General features: G+C 68.2%; 18 protein-coding genes, 2 tRNA genes and 1 pseudogene. 10 read left to right on the forward strand and 11 right to left on the reverse strand.

What is annotated here, in order from left to right:
- Window positions 1-12: 12 nt before the first annotated feature.
- Window positions 13-714, forward strand: a complete 702-nt coding sequence (locus tag Q0M60_RS10810; RefSeq protein ID WP_296819176.1) for a hfsB — start codon at window positions 13-15, stop codon at window positions 712-714.
- Here the strand turns inward: Q0M60_RS10810 and Q0M60_RS10815 are convergent.
- The 5 genes from Q0M60_RS10815 to Q0M60_RS10835 are packed head-to-tail and all read right to left on the reverse strand — an operon-like array spanning window position 695 to window position 6334.
- Window positions 695-1645 (reverse strand): glycosyltransferase family 2 protein, encoded by a 951-nt coding sequence (locus Q0M60_RS10815; protein WP_296819178.1) that lies wholly within the window; start codon window positions 1643-1645, stop codon window positions 695-697. The genes Q0M60_RS10810 and Q0M60_RS10815 overlap by 20 nt on opposite strands.
- On the reverse strand, window positions 1642-2412 hold the full coding sequence (locus Q0M60_RS10820) for a polysaccharide deacetylase family protein (RefSeq protein ID WP_296819180.1): 771 nt from the start codon (window positions 2410-2412) through the stop codon (window positions 1642-1644). Before Q0M60_RS10820 ends, Q0M60_RS10815 begins: the two co-directional genes overlap by 4 nt.
- Window positions 2409-3359 carry a glycosyltransferase family A protein gene (locus tag Q0M60_RS10825; RefSeq protein ID WP_296819182.1) on the reverse strand — a complete coding sequence of 317 codons (951 nt, stop codon included), beginning with the start codon at window positions 3357-3359 and terminating at the stop codon, window positions 2409-2411. Before Q0M60_RS10825 ends, Q0M60_RS10820 begins: the two co-directional genes overlap by 4 nt.
- Window positions 3356-4804 carry a lipopolysaccharide biosynthesis protein gene (locus tag Q0M60_RS10830; protein ID WP_296819185.1) on the reverse strand — a complete coding sequence of 483 codons (1449 nt, stop codon included), beginning with the start codon at window positions 4802-4804 and terminating at the stop codon, window positions 3356-3358. The genes Q0M60_RS10825 and Q0M60_RS10830 overlap by 4 nt, the downstream gene beginning before the upstream one ends.
- A gap of 3 nt (window positions 4805-4807) precedes the next feature.
- Entirely contained in the window at window positions 4808-6334 is a 1527-nt protein-coding gene (locus Q0M60_RS10835) for an exopolysaccharide biosynthesis polyprenyl glycosylphosphotransferase (RefSeq protein WP_296819187.1), read from the reverse strand.
- A 104-nt stretch (window positions 6335-6438) separates the two neighbouring features.
- Between Q0M60_RS10835 and Q0M60_RS10840 the strand changes: the two genes are divergently transcribed.
- Window positions 6439-6530 (forward strand) — tRNA-Ser (locus Q0M60_RS10840).
- 7 nt (window positions 6531-6537) lie between these two features.
- Here Q0M60_RS10840 and Q0M60_RS10845 read toward each other — a convergent pair.
- Window positions 6538-6900, reverse strand: a complete 363-nt coding sequence (locus Q0M60_RS10845) for a hypothetical protein (protein WP_296819190.1) — start codon at window positions 6898-6900, stop codon at window positions 6538-6540.
- Window positions 6901-7066: 166 nt separating this feature from the next.
- On the opposite strand from Q0M60_RS10845, the gene egtB reads away from it, so the two are divergent.
- Together egtB and egtD are read left to right on the forward strand one after the other, a co-directional pair.
- Window positions 7067-8320, forward strand: a complete 1254-nt coding sequence (egtB, locus tag Q0M60_RS10850) for an ergothioneine biosynthesis protein EgtB (RefSeq protein ID WP_296819192.1) — start codon at window positions 7067-7069, stop codon at window positions 8318-8320.
- On the forward strand, window positions 8313-9308 hold the full coding sequence (gene egtD, locus Q0M60_RS10855; protein ID WP_296819194.1) for an L-histidine N(alpha)-methyltransferase: 996 nt from the start codon (window positions 8313-8315) through the stop codon (window positions 9306-9308). The genes egtB and egtD overlap by 8 nt, the downstream gene beginning before the upstream one ends.
- 79 nt (window positions 9309-9387) lie before the next feature.
- On the opposite strand, the gene Q0M60_RS10860 is transcribed toward egtD, so the two are convergent.
- Window positions 9388-12000: an ATP-binding protein gene (locus tag Q0M60_RS10860; protein ID WP_296819195.1), complete on the reverse strand. Its 2613-nt coding sequence runs from the start codon at window positions 11998-12000 to the stop codon at window positions 9388-9390.
- 177 nt (window positions 12001-12177) lie between these two features.
- On the opposite strand from Q0M60_RS10860, the gene Q0M60_RS10865 reads away from it, so the two are divergent.
- Window positions 12178-13458, forward strand: a complete 1281-nt coding sequence (locus tag Q0M60_RS10865; RefSeq protein ID WP_296819198.1) for a pilus assembly protein TadG-related protein — start codon at window positions 12178-12180, stop codon at window positions 13456-13458.
- A gap of 9 nt (window positions 13459-13467) precedes the next feature.
- Here Q0M60_RS10865 and Q0M60_RS10870 read toward each other — a convergent pair whose 3' ends face one another.
- From Q0M60_RS10870 to Q0M60_RS10885, 4 genes are all read right to left on the reverse strand, one after another.
- Window positions 13468-13878: a response regulator gene (locus Q0M60_RS10870; protein WP_296819200.1), complete on the reverse strand. Its 411-nt coding sequence runs from the start codon at window positions 13876-13878 to the stop codon at window positions 13468-13470.
- 160 nt (window positions 13879-14038) lie between these two features.
- Window positions 14039-14350 (reverse strand): hypothetical protein, encoded by a 312-nt coding sequence (locus Q0M60_RS10875; RefSeq protein ID WP_296819202.1) that lies wholly within the window; start codon window positions 14348-14350, stop codon window positions 14039-14041.
- Window positions 14351-14492: 142 nt separating this feature from the next.
- Window positions 14493-14876 (reverse strand): hypothetical protein, encoded by a 384-nt coding sequence (locus Q0M60_RS10880; protein ID WP_296819204.1) that lies wholly within the window; start codon window positions 14874-14876, stop codon window positions 14493-14495.
- A 111-nt stretch (window positions 14877-14987) separates the two neighbouring features.
- Window positions 14988-15419: a DUF488 family protein gene (locus Q0M60_RS10885; RefSeq protein WP_296819206.1), complete on the reverse strand. Its 432-nt coding sequence runs from the start codon at window positions 15417-15419 to the stop codon at window positions 14988-14990.
- Between the two features lie 88 nt (window positions 15420-15507).
- Between Q0M60_RS10885 and Q0M60_RS10890 the strand changes: the two genes are divergently transcribed.
- The 5 genes and pseudogenes from Q0M60_RS10890 (at window position 15508) to Q0M60_RS10910 (ending at window position 20525) form a co-directional block, all read left to right on the forward strand.
- Window positions 15508-17157: an AMP-binding protein gene (locus Q0M60_RS10890; RefSeq protein ID WP_296819208.1), complete on the forward strand. Its 1650-nt coding sequence runs from the start codon at window positions 15508-15510 to the stop codon at window positions 17155-17157.
- Window positions 17154-17399: an acyl carrier protein gene (locus Q0M60_RS10895; RefSeq protein ID WP_296819211.1), complete on the forward strand. Its 246-nt coding sequence runs from the start codon at window positions 17154-17156 to the stop codon at window positions 17397-17399. Before Q0M60_RS10890 ends, Q0M60_RS10895 begins: the two co-directional genes overlap by 4 nt.
- 166 nt (window positions 17400-17565) lie before the next feature.
- The gene (gene lon / locus Q0M60_RS10900) at window positions 17566-19959 is read left to right on the forward strand and encodes an endopeptidase La (protein WP_296819213.1); all 2394 of its coding nucleotides are present in this window, start codon (window positions 17566-17568) and stop codon (window positions 19957-19959) included.
- 148 nt (window positions 19960-20107) lie between these two features.
- Window positions 20108-20392, forward strand: a pseudogene (locus Q0M60_RS10905) (HU family DNA-binding protein); the annotation flags it as partial.
- Window positions 20393-20450: 58 nt separating this feature from the next.
- Window positions 20451-20525: transfer RNA gene (locus tag Q0M60_RS10910), tRNA-Val, on the forward strand.

Consider the following 20525-nt stretch of genomic DNA (forward strand, 5'->3'; position numbering starts at 1 on the left):
CGCGATTCGTTCATGGTGGATCTGACCGGCGAGATGGCGGCCCTGTGGGCGGCCCTGGGGCCCGCCCGGCCGGACCGGGGGCGGGTGATTCAGTTCATCTCAGCCACATCGGGAGAGGGGACGTCCACGGTCGCTCGAGAATTCGCGCGCCTGTCGGCCGTGCGGGCGCGAAAGCCTGTCTGGCTGATCGACGCGGACTTGACCTCGCAGAGCCAGCAGGACGCCGTCGCCGCCGATCCGAACCGCTACGGGGCGCTCGGCAGGCCGGCCGCCGCCTCGCCGAACGGATCCTGCTTCTTCACGGTGCAGCCTCCCATGCGGAGCCGCGACGGCGCTCCGGTCGCGGACGCGCGCCTGCTTAGCGCGCGGCCCTGCCTGGGACGGCGGCTGTGGGTCAGCCGCTTCCGGGCGGAGGTGCTGAGGGCCGGCCAGCGGGCATTGCCCATGCCGCGCGGCGCCTACTGGGACGCCATGCGCCGGCACGCCGAAGCGGTGATCATCGACAGCCCTTCGGCGGACAGGTCGGACCTTGGGCTGGCGCTCGGGCCCTTCGCAGACGCCGTGGTTCTGGTGGTGGCGGCGGAAGCTGCGGACGCCGGCGCCACAGCCGCTCTGAAGGACGAGCTGGCGAGCGCGGGGGCGCGCTGCGCTGGGCTGGTCTTCAATCGCTCCGAGGCCGAGCCGCCGAAGTTCCTCAGGCGGCTGACGGGCTGACCATGCCGGCCTGGCGGGCGCGCTGGAGTTCAGCCGCGCCGTAAAATTCCGGCACGAACGGTTTCATCCAGAACAGCTTTCCCAGGCCGCGAACCGCGCGGTCGGTCCAATCGGCGCGCGACGGCCGGCGCAGAATCCAATGCGCCGCGGCGACCGCGCCAAAGACCACCGCCTGGCCGGCTCCGACACACATCCAGAACAGCAGCGATCCCCAGTTCCGCTCCTCGGCCGCCTTCTGGCTCGGGCTCTGACCGTAGGCGAAAGCGCGCCGGAGTGCATAGGCGAGGGTCGCGCGGTGGGCCGGCGCGGCTTCCTCGACCCAGGCGTTCGCGGCCCAGCCCCAGCGGACGCCCTGACGGGCAAGCTGCTGGAAGAGAAGGTCGTCCTCTCCGCCCGAAGCGTCCGCCGAGGTGTCGAAGGGGCGGCCGCCCTTGAGCGTGGTCGCGCGAGCGAACAGGGCGTTGCCGCAGCCGTAGGGCTCATCGATGAGGCGGTCCGCTTCAGGGCCGGAGCGGCTGAAGAAGCGTTCCAGATAGGCGCGGGTCCAGGCGCTGGCGTCCGGCGCGCGGCCTTGGATGGGTCCGAACACGACATCGGCGCCGAGCGCCGCGCGGGCGGACAGGAGGGCCTGAAGCCACTCGGGACTGGCCACCTCATCATCGTCGAGGAAGGCGATCAGTTCGGCTTCGGTGGCGGCCAGTGCGGTGTTGCGCGCTGTCGCGACGCCGGGGCGAGGGGCGTGGGCATAAATCAGGGCGACGGGTGCGCCGGGCCTGAGCGTGTCGAGCACGGGGCGGGCCGAACCGTCTGGATCGTTGTCCGCCACAACGATGCTCGCGGGCAGAACCGTTTGGGCGAACACCGAGCGGATCGCCCGTTCGAGTTCGACGGGACGGCGCAGGGTGGGGATGACGACCGCGACCTGGCTCACGCCGCTTGCTCGAGCCGCTCGAGGACGTCGCCGACGGGCGCAACCTGGGCTCCTCCCGCCCTGGCGCGGCGCACCAGCCGCAGCAGGGCGTCGGGCGTGCAGCCCCAGGCCGACGGGCTGGCTTCGACGTCATGGGTGTAGAGGATCAGCCAGGCGCGCTGGCGGAGCGCGCGGTCGATCCAGGCTTCGGCGCGGGTTTCGCCGACGGGGCCTTCGATACCGACGGCAGGCAGCTGGTTGAGGTCTGATCCGCGGCGGACGAGATCCGGGTGCAGCGCTCTTAGCGACGCGAACCGGCCCTGCAGGGCGGCCTTCGCCTGGGGCGACACGTCGCCGTAGGGATAGGCGAAGCTATGAGTGACAAGGCCCTCCCGGGCGAGAGCCTCGCGATTGAGCGCGACGTCGGAGGCGATCTCGTCACCGCCCGCCTTGCCGCAATCCAGGTGACTCCAGGTGTGGCAGGCGACCTCGTGGCCGCGTTCCGCCAGGGCGCGATACGCGCCCAGATCGGCGTATTCGCCCATTGGTCCGGTTCGGCCGTCCAGGCCGCCACAGACGTAGAAGGTGCCGCGCACGTTCTCGCATTCGAGGACGGCCGCCCCCTGCATCACGGCGCTCCGCGGCGCGTCGTCGAAGGTGAAGGAGACGATCGGCCGGTCGATGTCAGCGGTCAACGGGCGACGCGAGACTAACCGCGCCCAACGGCGCCGCAGCTTGCCCTTGAGTGACAGGTCAGGCGTGTAGGCCTCGACAACGGCGGCGCTCATACCGCCTCCGCATAGAGAGCGGCGCGATAGAGCCGCAGCGAGAAGGCCCGCGCCTTGACCGGCAGACCCTCGTTCAGGGCCGCTTGCTTCAGCATGGGGCGCCAGTGCGCGATGCCGGGCGTGGCCTTGAGCAGCCGGGCGGCCTTGTAGCTGGGATAGGTGCTCACGAAGTCCGGATGCCGACTGACGACGCGGGCGAAGTTGGCGACCGACTGCTCGTACTTGCCGGCCAGCCGCTCGGTGCTTTCCAGGCCGAGGTGAGTGGCCGGATTGTCGAGGTGGACGACGGGAAAGCGGCGCGCCACGCGCATGGCCCACTCCACATCCTCCCAGCCCCAGCCGGAAAAGCTGTCGTCGAACGCCTCGCTCTCGAAGACGTCGCGGCGGACCAGAAGGTTGGAGGTGTAGACGTACTTTTCAGGGGATTTCGCGCGCTCGAAGTAAGGCACGCATTCCGAGCGGAGCGACATGGCCCGGTGCACCGCGAAGGCGCGATCATTGGACGCCTGAAGCAGCGAGAAGCCGCCGAACGCAACGGCGGGGTCCTCGCGGGCGACCAGTTGCGCCCAGATGCTGAGGAAGCGGCGATCATCCGGCCGCATGTCGGAATCAAGGAACAGGAAACTGCCACCGCGCGCCGAGGCGGCCAGCCGGTTGCGGCCCTTCGAGCGGCCTTCGTTCGTCTTCAGGTGGATGAAGCGAGCCGGCGTCCGCGCCGCCAGCACAGCCGAACGGACGCGTTCGGCGAGCGCCTTGTCGCCTGTCCCGTCGTCCAGGACGACGATCTCCACCGAGCCCTCGAGCGCACGACCGTCCTCATCGAGGGCCTCGATCAGCTCGGTGGGGTCGTCGCGGAAGAATGGGATCAACACCGACAGGGCCGGCTTCGCGCCCTTCCAGGCGGCGTTGTCGGTCATGGCGCGCGTCTTTCTGGCGGCGGCTCTCATGCGGCCATCCTTGCCTGAAGACCCTTTAGAACCCGTGAGCCGTGGCCGCGAACGCCGGCGGCGTCGAGGAGCCATGCGCACAGGCCATACACGGCCGCCCCAACGGTCGCTTTCGCGGCCAGCTCGGCGAATCCGCCGACCGGCGGCACGAGGAGAACGGCGCCGGTCATGACCAAGGTGGCGGCCGCGCAACGGCCAAGCGCGCTCCAGGGCACCGGCAGGGCGATGGCGCGCCGGCCGAGGATCATGGAGGCTAGAAGACCGACCCCGAAACTGAGCGCCGTCGCCAGCGCCGCGCCTGTGACGCCCAGGATGGGAATGAGGATCAGGTTGAGGACAACGTTGGCCAGCGCCGGCACGGCCATGGCCGCCAGCAGAAGCACGGTGCGCCGCCCGAGCGTGAAGGCTTGATGGAAATAATAGGTCGTCATGCCCGCCAGCAGAGCAGACAGGGCGATCAGCGGCGTGATCGCCGCCGCGTCTTCGCGCAGGGCCTCGCCGATAACGAGATGCGCTAGGGGGTTCGCCACCAGCGCCAGGCCGGCGGCGGCCGGCAGGGCGATTAGCAGGAAGGTTGCGCCTTGTTCGCGAGCGGCGTCCTGCAGAGCGGGCCTGCCGCCGCGCTCCAGCGCCATGACCAGGGCCGGGCCTCCGGCGGCGCCGAGCCAGATGAAGATGACGTCGAGCGTCCGGTTCGCAAGACTGTAGCCGGCGTGATAGGCGCCGACCGCCGCCTCGTCGAGGAAGGCGGCAAGAAGCAGGCGGTCCGTCGAACTCAGAACGAGGGCCAGGATCAGGGACGCCGCGATCGGATAGCCGTAGGTCGCATAGTCCCGCGCCCGCTGTCGCTCGTAGACGCCGCCCAGGCCCTTGCGGGCCTCCAGCGGGCCGAAGATCAGGGCGGCGATGAAGGGCGCGATCGCCAGGCCGATCAGCGGGGCCGCGCCACCGAGGCCCATCAGCGCGGCGATGAGGCCGACGACAAAGCCTCCGATCGTCACCGCCATGTCGAGCCCGGCTGCGGCCGCCACGGCGCCCTCGGCGCGCTGGCGCTCCTGGAGCATGCGGAAGGCGCACCGGACGGGCACGCCCAGCAGGCCGACCCCGATGGCGACCTTGAGCGGCGTCTCCAGCGGCCAGAGCCACAGCCCGAGACCGGCGACGGGAAGGAAGACCAGGCAGAGCAGGGCGAAGGCGCGGTAGAGCGTCGCGAAGTGCCGGGCCATGGCCTCGGGCCCTTCCTGCGCCGCCCAGAAACGGGCCATGGCCGCCTCCAGCCAGGTGAAGACGGCCACATGGGCGATGCTCATCACCGAGAAGGCTAGCGCATAGCGGCCGAAGTCCTCCGCGCTCAGCAGGCGGGTGAAGACGAGCAGCGTCAGGACGCCGACCACGCCCTGCACGATATTGGCCGGCAGGTAGCCGAGCAGGCCGCGCCAGAACATGGCTCAGCGCACCGCCGAGCGGTCGCCGAGCAGCACCGGCGCGGTGACCAGGATGATCCAGATATCGAGCCAGAAGGACTGACGCTCGATGTAGTCGACGTCCAGCTGCACGCGGCGGCGCACGTCGGCGGCGGTATGCAGCGGCCCGCGCGACCCCTTGATCGCGGCCCAGCCGGTCATGCCGGGCTTCATGCGATGGCGGTGGGCGTATTCGGCGACGAGGCGGGCGGACTCGGTCTCGCCGGTCTTCATGCCGACCGCGTGGGGGCGGGGACCGACCAGGGACATCTCACCCCGGACCACGTTCAGCAGCTGAGGCAGCTCGTCGATGCTCGTCTTGCGCAGGAAACGGCCAAGCCGGGTAATGCGGTCATCGTCGGCGGTGACCTGGCGCGAGGCGGTCGCGTCGGCGGCCTCGTGGCGCATGGTCCGGAATTTCCAGACGAGGATTTCCTCGTTGTTGAAGCCGTGGCGGCGCTGGCGGAAGAAGATGGGGCCAGGGCTGTCCAGCTTCACCAGCAGGGCGACCATCGCCATCATTGGCGCCAGGCCGATCAACAGCAGGCCGCCGGCGAGAAGGTCCTGCATCCGCTTGGCGAAGGCGCGCCGGTCGGGATCGGGGGGGCCGCCGACGGGCGCCAGCGGCGCCTCGGCCAGGCGCGCCAGGGCTTCGTCACGGCCCGCCTGATCGTCCTGGTCGACGATCAGCGACACCTCATTGGGAAGGATGGCGAGCCGCTTGGTGATCTCGGCCACGCGCTGGCGCGCGGCCGGATCGACGGCGACGACGATGCGGTCGAGGTAGGGGGCGATCTTGTGGCTCAGCAGGCTGTCGAGGTCGCCCAGCACCGGCACGCCGGCCACGGTCTCGGGCGCCCGGCCGAGGCGGTCGTCGAAGACCCCGAGGACATTGATGTCTCGCCGCTTGAGCGCGTCCTTGATGAGGCGTTCGGCATGCTTGGTCGCGCCCACGATGGCGATCGACGGCGTCAGGCGGCCCTGGGCGCGCCACTCGCGCACCATGCGCCACCAGAGCAGGTGCAGGCAGGAGGTGATGAGGGCGCCGGCAACGGCCCAGATGGCGATCTCGGGGAGCGCCGAGGCATGGCCGGTCATCGTGGCAACGGCGGCGGCCAGGCCCCCGGCCAGGCCGAACGCGCCCCAGAGCTTGGCAAGATGAACGACGACCCGTTCGCCCCTGCCGAAGCGATAGAGTTCCGTGGTGCGCATCAGGCTCAAGGCGGCCCAAGCCCCGATCGCCACTGGCAGGATCTGGCCGGTGGGCGCGGCCAGGGGCGCGCCGTCGATGGCCAGGGCCAGCATCAGCGTCCAGCCGGTGACCGCGAGCAGGTCCAGGGCTCGGAAGTAGAAGGACGACAGCCGCTCGGTCTGCCGCTCGCGCGCGGTGACGAGCCGCTCTGGCCGGAAGGGCCCGCGGCGCGTGTGCGGGTCGGATTCGGACGCGCCGGTGCGGCCGGCGTCGGCATCGCCGGCCACGGGCTCGAATTCGGCGTCCTTGAGGGCGAGCATCGTGTCCGGATATGCGCACGGCCCCGTGGACTTCGCGTTAACGCCGGTCTGTGGGTGGTTCCGCTTGCGGAAGCCCGCGCCATTGGTTAGCTGACCGCCCTGCCGGAGACGTGGCCGAGTGGCTGAAGGCAACGGTTTGCTAAATCGTCATACCGGGTAACCGGTATCGAGGGTTCGAATCCCTCCGTCTCCGCCAGTTCCCCTTAGAGAACCGCATCTTCCGTCGCTGCCGGCAGCTGGCGGGCGCCGAGGAGGGCGGTCAGAAGCCACACGGCGGACCAGAGCAGCCAGACCACGCCGGCTTCCAGCACCGGCGTATCGGTCACGACCGCCTGCTGAACCTGTCCCACGAAGCCTACGACGGCCGCTGACAGGGCGGTCAACAGCAACACGCGCCGGGACCAGGGCCGAACCAGGATCAGGGCGATCGCCCCGCAAACGAGGAGGGCCGAGGCGCCGAACCACAGGCCCTGACGCGAGTTCAGCGCCAGGATCAGAATGAACGCAGCAAATGCGAGCAGCACAGAGCCCGCGATCCGGGGAGTGAGGTGCGATATCCGTGACATCTCTCAATCCAGTTTCCAGGGACGCCCGCCTCCACCCTGGGCCGCACGTCTGAAGCAAAGCTGAAGGAACGGCGGTCCGGAACACGGCCAAGGTTCATCCGTTTTCGACGTGGGCGCGTAGCTGTCGTAAGGATGGCTTATAGGCGACCGACTGGCAGGAGGATGCGTGGGCGCGGCCGGCCTGCAACTCGAAACCGCGAACGATGTCGAGACCGACGCTTATGCTACGGTTCGGACGCGAACCGTGGCGCTCGTCGCAGGGCTGACCCCGGAGGACATGCAGGTCCAGTCGATGCCCGACGCCAGTCCGGTGAAGTGGCACCTGGCGCATACGACCTGGTTCTTCGAGACCTTTCTCCTCAAGCCGTTCAGCCCCGACTACGGCGAGTTCGACCCGGCGTTCGGCTATCTGTTCAACTCCTATTACGACAGTGTCGGCGACAGGCATCCGCGGCCCGAGCGGGGGCTGCTGACCCGGCCGGCTCTCGAGGAGGTGCTGGCCTGGCGCGCCCACGTCGATGCGGCGATGCAGATCCTGGTCGATGAACTCGAAGGCGAGCCGGAATTCGGCCGGCTGATTCAGCTCGGTCTCGCCCACGAGGAGCAGCATCAGGAGCTGATCCTGATGGATATCAAGCATGCCTTCTCGCGCAACGCGCTGGAGCCCGCCTATGGCCCGAGCGAGGCCACGGGAGGCGGATCCGCCGCAGGCGCCGCCTGGACCGATCATGATGGCGGGCTGATTGAGATCGGACACGAGGGGCCGGGCTTCGCCTTCGACAATGAGGGGCCGCGGCACCGGGTCTGGCTGGAGCCGTTCCGCATCGCCGACCGGCTGGTGACCTGCGGAGAGTGGCAGGCCTTCATGGCGGACGGCGGGTACACCGAACCCCGGCTATGGCTGTCGGACGGCCGGGCGGCCGTTCAAACCAAGGGTTGGCGCGCGCCGGAATACTGGCGGGAGGAAGACGGCGGGTGGAGCCTGTTCACCCTGCATGGCCGCCGGGCCGTCGATCCGTCCGAGCCGGTCTGTCACGTCAGCTTCTACGAGGCCGACGCCTTCGCCCGCTGGGCCGGCAAGCGGCTGCCGACCGAGGCCGAGTGGGAAGCGGCGGCCTGCGACACGTTTCTGCCCGAGGGCGGACGGTGTCATCCGCGCGCGGCGACCCGGCCCGGCTTGAGCCAGCTGGCGGGCGAGGTCTGGCAATGGACCGCGAGCCCTTACGTTGCCTATCCACGCTTCCGGCCAACCGCCGATGCGACCGGCGAGTACAACGGCAAGTTCATGTCGGGTCAGATGGTGCTGAGAGGCGGCGCGTGCGTCACGCCGGCCGGTCATTCGCGCGCGACCTACCGCAACTTTTTCCCGCCCGCCGCGAGGTGGGCCTTCAGCGGTGTGAGACTGGCTGACGATGTATGACCTGAGCGCCGATGGCTGGCGGCCGCACGAGGGACGCCGCGCCACCCTTCACGACTATGAACCCGGCGCCGACGATTTCCTGATGGCGGCGTTGGAGGGCCTGGCCGGCGAGCCGAAATCCCTGCCTTGCCGGTTTCTGTACGACGCGAGGGGGTCGGCCCTGTTCGACCGCATTTGCCGCCTGCCTGAATATTATCCCACGCGCACCGAGATCGGCATTCTCGAGGACAATGCGACCGAGATCGCGGACAGGCTCGGGCCGAACGTGCAGCTGGTCGAGCTCGGCAGCGGCTCCAGCGTCAAGGTCCGCGTCCTTCTCCACGCGCTGGATACGCCGGAGACCTACGTCCCCATAGACATCAGCCGCGAGCACCTGATGCAGGCGGCCCAGGCGATCCAGGACGATTATCCGGAGCTGCGCGTTGAGGCGATCTGCGCGGACTTCTCGCAGGACTTCCGGCTGCCGCCGGTCGGGCGGGGGCGGCGCGTCGGATTTTACCCGGGATCGACGATCGGCAACCTGACGCCGGACGAGGCGAGAGAGTTCCTCTCGCTCTGGTCGCGCCGGCTCGGCCAGGGCGCGCTCTTCCTCGTCGGCGTCGATCTGCGGAAGGCCGCGGATATCCTTGAGCCTGCCTATGACGACGCTCAAGGCGTGACGTCGGCCTTCAGTCTGAACCTGCTGCGGCGGGCCAATCGTGAGCTCGGGGCTGACTTCGACCTGGGTCGATTCCGCCACGAGGCCCGCTACTTGGACGAAGAGGGGAGGGTGGCGATCCACCTCGTGTCCCAGGCCGATCAGACGGTGCGCTTAGGTGGGGCGGTCTTCGCCCTGAAGGCCGGCGAGCGCATCCACATCGAGGATTCCTGGAAATACAGCCTGGACGGATTCCGGCGACTGGCGCGGAAAGGCGGCTTTGCGCCCCTGGAGGTCTGGACCGACGCCGAGCGACTGTTCAGCGTGCACTTGCTGGAGGCTGTCGGATGAGCCCGGCGGCATAAGGACCTGGCGGCGGCGACGCACCAATGTCGGCCGTCCTGAAACGGGCAGGCCGCCGCTTGGCCGATCAGGCGGCGTCGCGTCGAGGCTCGCGGAGAGCCGAAAGCGTGGCCTGAAGCGCCTCTCCCAGCTCGCCTAGCCGCCACAGCGCGGGCTCTCCTGTAAGTGCGGCGTTCTCGATCGCGGCGGCCATCTGCGCGACCCTTGCGGCGCCCAGGCTGAGGCTCATGGACTTGAGCGCGTGCGCCTCGCGAGCGGCCTCGGCACTGCGGTCGCCGGCGAGGGCCTGGGTGAGGCTGTTCAGAGTCGTGGGCGCGCGCGTGAAATAAAGCGCCTCCAGACGCTCCACGAAGTCGCCGCCCGCCTCGGCCATCTCGGCCAGCTCAGCGCGTACCGCGGCGTCGAAGAGATCGTCCCTGGCGACGGCCCCGGCGGGGTCGGTCGGGGCGGGCGCCGGAACAGACGCGACGTCGGTTCCGGGCCCATCGGTGAGCACCCGGTCGGGGAAATGGGCGGTCAGGGTCTGGGCCAGGTCGCGCAGGGTGAACGGCTTGTGCAGGACGCCGTCCATTCCCGCCTGCTTCCAGGCGTCCGCGCCCGATCCGACGACATGCGCGGTGAGGGCGACGATGCGGATCGGCTCCGAGCCGGCCTCGGCCTCCCGGCGTCGAATTTCGCGGGAAGCTTCGAACCCGTCCATCTCGGGCATGGAACCGTCCATTAGGATGAGATCGTAGCGGGTCGCCTGTGCAGCCTCGACCGCCTCGCGGCCGTCGCAGGCGAACTCGGCCGTCAGGCCCAACCGACCGAGGGCTTCGGCCGCGACCTCGCGGTTCACATCCGAATCGTCGGCCACAAGGATCTGGATTTCCGCAAAGCGGGGCAGGGCGTCCGCCGCGCGGGCCCGCGCCGCAGGCGCGGTGAGGGGGCGTCCCTCCGCGGCGGCCTGGAACAAGGCGAGGATTTCCGCCTGCGTCACCGGCGTGACCAGGGCCGCTGCCGCCTGACCGCGGGAGACGATCGCCTCCGCGTCCTGATCGGACTCGCACAGAACGACTGTGCGCCGTCCGTCGAAGTCGCCAGCGCGGAACACCTCGGCCGAGACGATCACCAATCCGCCCGCCCCGGGACGGGCGCCGACGGTGGCCGCATAGCGGCGCACCGCCATAAGTGTGATCGGGGCAAGGCCATCGAGATGAAGCTCAAGATCCTCAAGACGCAACCCACCGACCGGCTCAAGCACCGGCAACGGCACGGAGAAGGCGAAGAGCGACCCCTTGCCGACCTGGCTCGACAGCTTCCACTCGCCCCCCATCGCCTTCACGAAGCGGTCGCAGATGGTCAGCCCCAGGCCCGTGCCGCCGAACTTGCGGGTGGTGCTCTGGTCGGCCTGGGAGAAGGCTTCGAACAGGTGCGGCAGCTTCTCGGGCGGAATGCCGATCCCGGTGTCGCGCACACCCACGAGGATGCGGTCGGAGCCATCAGGATCCGGCTCGACGGAGACCAGGACGCCGCCGCTCTCGGTGAACTTCAGCGCATTGTTGAGCAGGTTGCCGATGACCTGGCGCAGGCGGGTCGGGTCGCCCATGACCTTGGGCGTGGCCGGGTGGACGAAGACAGCGAGGTCCAGACCCTTGGCCTTGGCGCGCTCGGCGAAGAGGCCGGCCACATCCTCGGCGGCTTCGGTCAGGTCGACCTCGACCTCCTCCAGCTCCAGCTTGCCCGCCTCCACCTTCGCGAAGTCGAGGATGTCGTTGATGATGGCCAGCAGCGACCGGCCGGACTTGGAGATGACCTCCGCGTGGCGGCGCGCCCGCCCAGGCAGATCCGCGCCGGCCAGCAGTTCGGACAGGGCCAGGATTCCATTCAAGGGCGTGCGGATTTCGTGGCTCATGGCCGCAACGAAGTCCGACTTGGCGGCCGAGGCCTCCTCCGCAACCGTCTTGGCGGCGCGCAGCTCGGCCGTGCGTTCCGCGACCGTCGCCTCCAGTCCAGCCATGTGGTCGGCGATCTCCTGGTCGCGGACCTGGATGGCCTTCAGCAGGTCGTTGAAGCCGTCGGCAAGCTCGCCGATCTCGCCGTCGGCCTTGACCTCTGCGGGTCGGTCATAATCGTGGCTCGACCGGACACGGGCCATCACGTCAGCCAGTTCGACAAGCGGGCGGGCCAGCTGGCCGCCCAGTCGCCAGGCCACGAGAAGGCCGGCCAAGGCGGCCACCAGGGCGCCCAGCAGGGTCGCCAGGACCGTTCCCATGAGACGGGAACGGACGTCTGGAAGGTCGCTGAAGACAACCAGCCGCCCGATCTCCTGCCCATCTGAGATCACAGGCGCTGACGCCGTGATCGAACGCGTGCCGAGCAGCGTGACGAGGTCGAGTTCGTCGGACGTCTCCAGGCTGGCGTCGTCGACCAGGCGTACGCCGGATCCCGTCTCTGCGAGAAGGCGACCCGACGCGCTTTCGAGCCGCGCGTATTGCAGGTTCGGCATCTCGGAAATCGCGCGGATGGTCCGGAACCCGAGCGCTGCGTCCTGGGCCGCCACGGCCTCAGTGGAGAGTGACGCCATGACCGCCGCTGTCGCCGTGAGCCGCTGGAGTTCCAGTTCGGCCTGACGCTGGGCGTCCATCCACGCAGTGACGCCGGTCGTCACGGCGAAGGCGACACCGAGGGAGGCGAACACCAACCCCGCCAGCTTTCTGTGAATGCCGCCTCGGCGCACCTGTCGACTCCCAGATCATGGCAAGCTACGCGACGTTAATGACCTGATGCTTAAATCGCAGGACCAGTACGGCTGGGGGCGCCTGTGAGCGGTTTCGACGTTCGAAACGGGAGCAGGGGAAGGATGGTCGGGGGACCCTTGAGGCCCGTCCGTGAACTTCTCGGCGCCGGTGCGCGCCTCGCTTCCAAGCTTTGCCATAACACCCGCGGCGTCATCGCGCTGAAGTTCGCCATGGCGGTGCCTGGTCTGGCCGTTCTCGTGCTCGGCAGCGTCGATCTCTATGCGGTGCAATCCGACCGCAGCCGCATGCAGGACATCGCGGACGCCGCGGCGCTCGCCGGCGCACGAGAGCTGGGCCTGGCGGTGGACGCTGTGGGGCCGGAGGGGCGGGCGCTCGCCTATATCGAGGCCCAGATATCCGGATGGTCGCACGGGCCGACGATCACTCCAGACGTCGAGGTGATCACCCTTGCATCCGGCGAACGCGCGCTGCGCGCCGCGCTCCACGGAAACCGGCCCTCCTTCTTCGGCAACATGCTGCCGCCGGGCGGCTGGGACATGGACGCGGAGGCCACGGCCACCTCGATTGCGGTCACGCCTCTCTGCGTGCTGGTTCACAGTACGAGCCAAGACAGGACCCTCAACCTCAAGGATCAGTCGCAGATTCGCGCCCCGGCCTGCTTGATCCACTCCAATCGCGAGGTGAAGGTCGAGAACGTAGCGCGGATCACCGCCGCCTCGGTCCAGGCCGTGACCCGGGCCTCCGGTTCGATATCGCCGGCGGCCCAGACTGGCGCGGCCGTGGTTCAAGACCCATTCGCCGATCTCCCGATTGAAACGACGGCTAACCTTCGCGATTTGCTTCGATGCACCGCCGCGACCATCCCTCAGCGAATTTCCTCGGGGCGTCATGTCCTGCAACCCGGTGTGCACTGCGACAACTTGACCGTCGATGGAACTGCAGAGCTCGTGCTCGCACCGGGCGAGCACTGGTTCCTCCATGCAAGCCTCCAAGTGAAAGAGGATGGCCGCCTGAGCGGCACGGACGTGGTCTTGTTCTTCGATAAAGACTCTCGGTTCCAGTTCCAGGACCGCTCCACAATCAGCCTGGAAGGCCGTGAGTCCGGTCAGTACGCCGGAATGGTGATGATCGCGACGCGGGACAACACCCAGGATTTCGTGATCTGGAGCGATCACGTCGAGACGTTGCTGGGAGTCATCTACGTGCCGCGAGCCAGATTGATCGTGCAGGGCACAGCTGATGTCGCACGCGAGTCGGCGTGGACTGTGATTGTGGCCCAGCGCATGGAGCTGAAGGGCGCGCCGTCGCTCTTCATCAATGCCGATTACGATGCGTCCGATGTCCCGGTGCCGGGTGGCGTCGGCCCCACCAGCGGCGGAAGCCGCCTGCTCAACTAGGCCGGTGGTTCAGGCGAAGCGTGAAAACCCGGCCGACGGCCGGGCCGCAAGGACCTCTTCGATCAGAGGCAGGAAGGTCTCCTTGCGGAGGGGCTTCTGCATCACCGCCGTGGCGCCCATGGCCTTGGCCAGCGGAAGGTAGTAGCCGGCGTCGAGCTGGCCGCCGCTGGAGATGGCGATCATCGGCACCTGCGGCCAGCGCTGCTTGATCTCGCGGATCGTCTCCACGCCCTCCTTGTTGGGCATGATGAGGTCCGTGATCACGAGGTCGAAAGGCCGAGTTTCGATCTGGCGGACGCCCTCGTCGCCGTCCTCGGCCACCGAAACGCGATAGCCCGCCTGGGACAGCATCTGGGACGCGATGAGCCGCACCAGCGGATCGTCGTCAATCACCAGAATATGAGCCGGGGCTGTGGTCACGTGGGTCTCCAGCCCCAAGCATGACGTCAGAAGGCGACCAAGAGGTTAAACCAGCGCGGAACGCACAAAGTTCAACGGTTTCAGGCGCGACCCCGCCGAAACTGAAGATTGAGCACCCATCCCATCGAGGAGATGGGCGCGAATACTGGGAACCGCGACCTCAGTTGCGGCGCTCGCTGGTGGTGACCTCCAGTCCATCCTCGTCGGCGCGGATGGTCGTGTCTGTGCGGTCTTCGTCGCGATCGCCATCGACGACCACGTCCGGCGGGTCGATCACGATATCGGACGAATCGGCGGCGCGATCAGCAGCCGCCTCGGCGCGATCCGCCGCAGCGTCGGCTGCGTCCGCCGCCTCCGACCCCACGCTTTCGGCGACGTCGGCCGTGTCCTCGGCGGCGTCGTCTTCGACGATGCAGGCCGACAGGGCGAAGGGCGCCACGAGGGCTGCCGCCAGGGCGAGATAGCTTTTCATCGGACTCTCCGGATAACGGGCAGCCGCGAGGCGGCCCGGTGACCTTGCGTCAACGGGTCGTCACGGCCTCGGTTCCGCCCGACGGCCCGCAGGAAAGGCGCCCGGCGGACCGGGCGCCTTCTGGTGAGGCCTAAGCCGTTTTCTAGTAAGGGCGGCTCGTGCGCGCGCGCCAGGCGGCCATCTCGGCTTCGTAGCGGGCCTGGGCGGCCGCGTGGGCGGCCTGGGCGGCTTCAACCGCTTGAACTTCGGCCCGATAGCGGGCTTGCGCGTCGGCATGAGCCCGTTGAGCGGCTTCGAACTCGGCCTGTTCCCGCGCAAAACGGGCCGCCGCGGCCTCGTTGGCCGCGACGATCTGCGCGTCCCGGTCGAGCACGGCCTGGTTCAGGCGCGCGGTTTCGGCGCGTTCGCGAGCCTCAATCTCGGCGACGGACGTGCCGGGCGGATACCCGCCCGTCACCTGGGCGGCGGCCGGCGCCGCAACGGCGCAGGCCAACGCGGCGGCGGCGAAGAATACCGGTCTGGACATGGTCTTTCTCCTAACTCGATCCCCGTCGCGCATCAAAACGCGTCCAGCCGGGCGAGGTTTCGGCAACGGCCAAGGCTGGTCAAGCGCGCTCGCCTGGCGCGTCACGTCCCGTCAGAGATGCTCGATCTCGAAGGCCTCGAGCGCCAGCATCATCTCCGCCACCAGCGTGCGGTGGCATTCGGCCGGATTCGCTTCGTAGCAGAGCAGGGCGCTTTTCTTCTCTCGCGCCAGGTCGACGGCCTGCCGCAGGGCCAGCTGCGCCTCGGGCTCGCGCATGTGGTCCGCGAAGATAGCCTGCATCTCGCCGTGTCGCCCCGCCCGAGCCGCCTGCCGACCCGCCGCCGGCGTGCCGAGGGCGCGCAGGTGCAGATATTCGATGCCGGCCTCGTTCAGTGAATTTCCCAACACGGTCTTCGAAAAGCCCGCCCGGCGCGACGCGGCCACGGCCCGGACGTCGATCACGCGCTCGACCCCGGCGGCCTTGAGACGTGCGATCACCGCGCCCTGGGGTTCGCTCTCATACCCGATGGTGGCGAGTTTCATCCTCAACTCCGGATGTCATTAGGCACGACGATGGATCGTGTTCAAACGGCTTCTTGCCGGGCGGGGTTCAAGGCCCTAGGCCACCGGCGTGGCCAGACTGTTGGAAACCATTCGCGACCTTGGGCGAGACGACCTGCGACTGTTCGCCCGCATTCATTCCGGCGGGGGATGGACGGACGTAAGCTACGCCGAGCTCTGGGAGCGGTCGCTGGCGTTCGCTGGCCTCTACCGCGCCTCCGGCCTGCTGCCGGACGACGTTGTCTGTCTCGTGGTAAAGCCGGACGCGGACGCCTACGCCTGCTTCATCGGCGCCATGATGGCCGGCGGCCTGCCAAGCTTCCTTCCCTATCCCAACAGCAAACACGACACGGGCCTTTACTGGACCCAGCACCGCACGCTGTTCCAACATGCAAGGCCGCGCCTGATCCTGACCTGGGACGGGTTGGCGCCTGAAATGGAGGCCTGCGCAGAGGGCAGCGCGGCGCGAGTGCTTCGCCTGTCCGAGGCCGTGGGAGCGGAGCCCCTGGCGGCTCCGGTCCCGCGTGGTGAAGACGACCTCGCGCTGCTGCAGCACAGCTCAGGGACCACGGGCCTCAAGAAGGGCGTCGCGCTGTCTTACGGCGCGATTGCGCGCCAGGTGGAGGCCTATGCCAACTCTCTAGGGGTGCGCCCGGATCGGCTGCCGGTCGTCGCCTCGTGGCTGCCGCTCTATCATGACATGGGGCTGGTCTCGAGCTTCCTGCTACCGCTCAGCCTGGGCGGGAGCATCGTTTCGATCGACCCTTTCGTCTGGACCTCGCGGCCGACGCTGCTGTGGGATGCGGTGGAGCGGTTCAGGGCCACCCACGCGTGGATGCCGAACTTCGCCTTCCAGCACACGGTGCGGATGGCGCCGCCGGGTCGCAACTGGGACCTCCGGTCTCTCGAGGCGCTGGTCAGCTGCTCGGAGCCCTGCAAGGCGGCGACCTTCGGCGCCTTCCTGGCGCGCTATGCGGACAGTGGCGTGCGCCCCCAGACGCTGCGGACCTGCTACGCCATGGCCGAGACGGTCTTCGCCGTGTCGCAGAGCACGCCTGAAGCGCCGCCGCGCCGCCTGACGGTGTCGCGCGCCAGTCTGGAGCACGAAGGGCCGGTCGAACTCGCCTCCGACGGCGTCGAACTGTTGTCGAACGGTCCTTTGCTGGACGGCATGCAGGCTCGGATCCGGGCGAACGGCGCGACGGCGGGGGAGGGGATGATGGGCGAAATCTGCGTCCGCGCCCCCTTCCTGTTCGATGGCTACTACAAGAACCCCGAGGCCACCGCGGCGGCCTTCGACGCCGACGGCTGGTACCGGACGGGCGATCTGGGCTTCCTCGACCAAGGTGAATTGTTCGTCGCCGGCCGGTTGAAGGACGTGATCATTGTCAACGGCAAGAACATCTTCTCGCACGACGTGGAGGCAGCGCTTCTCGGCATACGCGGCCTCAAGGCGGGCCGTGCGGTCGCCATCGGCCAGTTCGACCCGGCTCTGGGCTCCGAAAAGCTGATCGTCATCGCCGAAGTCGAAGGCGAACATGATCCCTCCGCGGTGATGGCGGAGATCAATCGGGCGGTGCTGCGCGAGACCGGTGTGCCCTGCGGCGACGTCCGGCTGGTCGAGCGGGGCTGGCTCATCAAGACGACCAGCGGCAAGATCAGCCGTTCCGAGAACCTGAAGCGTTACGAGGCGCGGTTCGGCGCCGGGAGCCAGACATGAGCCAGGCCTTTCCGATCGAGCGCCTCTACGCCCTGATGGGCGAGGTCTTCGGCCTGCGCGACTTTCAATTGCAGCCGCACATGAGCGCTGCGGACGTTCCGGGCTGGGACTCGCTTCACCACGCTGTGCTCATCATGCGCCTTGAGGCCGAGAGCGGCCTGGATCTGTCCGGCGTCGAGACGGCCGAGCTGCCCGACATCGCCGCGCTTCACGCCGCCATTGCGGAGCGCCTTGCGGGGTAGGCGCGTTCAGGTCTGGGGACGCTTCGGCGGCTCCGCTTGAACCGGCGCGGGCAAGCGCCACATAGTCGTCTCAATGCCTGCCGAGAGTCGGGGGCAGGGGCCGTGCTCCCAGGAGGTGGCCTCGGAAGGCCGCGTGTCGCTGTCGAAGGCGGCCCTGGAGAAGTAGATGTCCGAACCCACGATTTTGCCGGTCCTGCCCCTGCGGGACATCGTCGTCTTCCCTCACATGGTCGTGCCGCTGTTCGTCGGCCGCGAGAAATCCGTGCGGGCTCTCGACGAGGTGATGAAGGGCTCCAAGCAAATCCTGCTGGCGACCCAGCGGAACTCGACGGACGATGATCCGTCCCCCCAGGCGATCTACAGTCTGGGCGTGGTGGCCAACGTGCTGCAGTTGCTGAAGCTGCCGGACGGCACGGTGAAGGTGCTGGTCGAGGGCAAGGGCCGCGCCGAAATCACCCGTTTCACCGACCGCACCGACTATTTCGAGGCTGAGTACACGCCGGTTGAGGACGCGATCGAGGAGGCCAGCGAGGTCGAGGCTCTGTCGCGGGCGGTCGTCGAGCAGTTCGAAAACTATGTGAAGCTGAACAAGAAGGTGCCGCCGGAGGCCCTCAGCTCCATCCCCAACATCACGGACCCATCGGCCCTGGCCGACTCCGTCGCCGCCCACCTGGCGGTGAAGATCGCCGACAAGCAGGGCCTGCTCGAGACCCATTCCGTCGCCCGTCGGCTGGAGAAGGTCTACGGCCTGATGGAAGGCGAGATCTCGGTCCTGCAGGTCGAGAAGAAGATCCGCAGCCGCGTGAAGCGCCAGATGGAGCGGACGCAGCGCGAGTATTATCTGAACGAGCAGATGAAGGCGATCCAGCGCGAGCTGGGCGAGCAGGACGACCAGCGCGACGAACTGCTGGAGCTCGAAAAGCGCATTCGCCGCACCAAGCTGTCGAAGGAAGCCCGCAACAAGGCCAATGCGGAGCTGAAGAAGCTGCGCAACATGAGCCCCATGTCGGCGGAATCGACCGTCGTGCGGAACTACCTCGACTGGCTGCTGTCCGTCCCGTGGGGCAAGGCCAAGCAGAAGCCGATCGACCTGGACCGCGCCGAGGCCATCCTCGAGGAGGACCATTACGGCCTCGAGAAGGTCAAGGAACGCATCATCGAATATCTGGCCGTCCAGGCGCGCACCGGTTCGCTGAAGGGGCCGATCCTGTGCCTTGTCGGCCCGCCCGGCGTCGGCAAGACCTCGCTCGGCAAGTCGATCGCCAAGGCGACGAACCGCGAGTTCGTGCGCATGTCGCTGGGCGGCGTGCGTGACGAGTCCGAGATCCGCGGCCACCGGCGGACCTACATCGGCTCGATGCCCGGCAAGATCATCCAGTCGATGAAGAAGGCCAAGACGACCAACGCCTTCATTCTGTTGGACGAGATCGACAAGATGGGCTCGGACTGGCGCGGCGACCCGTCCTCGGCCCTGCTCGAGGTGCTCGACCCGGCCCAGAACTCGACCTTCGGCGACCACTATCTGGAGGTCGACTACGACCTGTCGCCGGTGATGTTCGTCACCACGGCCAACAGCCTGAACATGCCTCAGCCGCTGCTGGACCGCATGGAGATCATCCGCATCTCGGGCTACACCGAGGACGAGAAGGTCGAGATCGCCAAGCGCCACATCCTGCCCAAGCTGGCCAAGGACCATGGCCTGAAGGAAGGCGAATGGATCGTGCCGGAGGAGAGCATCCGGGACCTGATCCGCTACTACACGCGCGAAGCCGGCGTCCGGAACCTCGAGCGCGAGCTGGGCGGACTGGCGCGCAAGGCCGTGCGCGAAATGGCCAAGGAGAAGCTGGTTTCGATCACCGTCGATACGGAACGGCTGGCCCGCTACGCCGGCGTGCGCAAGTACCGTCATGGCGAGACCGACGAGACCGATCAGGTCGGCATCGTCACCGGCCTGGCCTGGACCGAATTCGGCGGCGACATCCTGACCATCGAGGCGGTCAAGATGCCCGGCAAAGGGCGGATGACGGTCACCGGCAACCTCAAGGAGGTCATGAAGGAGTCGATCTCTGCGGCGGCCTCCTACGTTCGGGCCCGGTCGCTGGTCTTCGGAATCAAGCCGCCGGTGTTCGAACAGACCGACGTTCACGTCCACGTGCCGGACGGCGCGACGCCCAAGGACGGTCCCTCCGCCGGCATCGCCATGGTCACCGCCATGGTCTCGGTCCTGACCGGCAATCCCGTGCGCAAGGACATCGCCATGACCGGTGAAGTCACGCTTCGCGGACGGGTCACGGCCATTGGCGGGCTGAAGGAGAAGCTCCTGGCCGCCCTGCGGTCCGGGCTCAAGACGGTTCTGATCCCGCAGGAGAATGTGAAAGATCTCGAAGACATTCCGCCAAACGTTAAGACGGCGCTTGAGATCATTCCGGTCTCCAATGTGGACGAGGTGCTCAAGCACGCCCTGACCCAGCCGCTGACCCCGGTGACCTGGGATCCGGAGGCCGAGCCGCTGCCGCGCCCGGCTCCGTCAGAGGACATCGGCGGCGTGATCGCTCACTGACGGGCCGTAATCCCTTGTGGAAACGCGGTTTCAAGCGTGGGAAACCGCGTTTCCCTTTTGACGCGAGGGAAAAGCTGTTCTCTTATGTCCCGGCAAGGGGCGCGCTGAGTCGGACAAGCGATCAGCCGGAGCCTCCAGAAGGGTTGGGAGACCACACATGACCAAAGCCGAACTGATCGCCGCCATGGCGGACGGAGCCGGGCTCAGCCGCGACCAGGCCAAGAAGGCCCTGGACGCCTTCACCGACGCCGTGACCGGCTCGCTCAAGCGCGGTCAGGACGTCCGCCTCGTCGGGTTCGGCACGTTCGCGGCCGTCAACCGCGCGGCCGGCACCGCCCGCAATCCGCGGACCGGCCAGACCGTGGCCCGTCCGGCCTCCAAGACCTGCCGCTTCCGCGTCGGCGAAGGTCTGAAGAGCGCGCTGAACGGCTAAGGCCGCAGGCCATCTATCGGGGAGGGCGCGGGGCTACGGCTTCGCGCCCTTTCCATTTGGGCGGCTAGCTCAGCGGTAGAGCGTCTCGTTTACACCGAGAGGGTCGGGGGTTCGATCCCCTCGCCGCCCACCA

This window comes from Brevundimonas sp. (assembly GCF_024711105.1).
Classification (GTDB): Bacteria; Pseudomonadota; Alphaproteobacteria; order Caulobacterales; family Caulobacteraceae; genus Brevundimonas.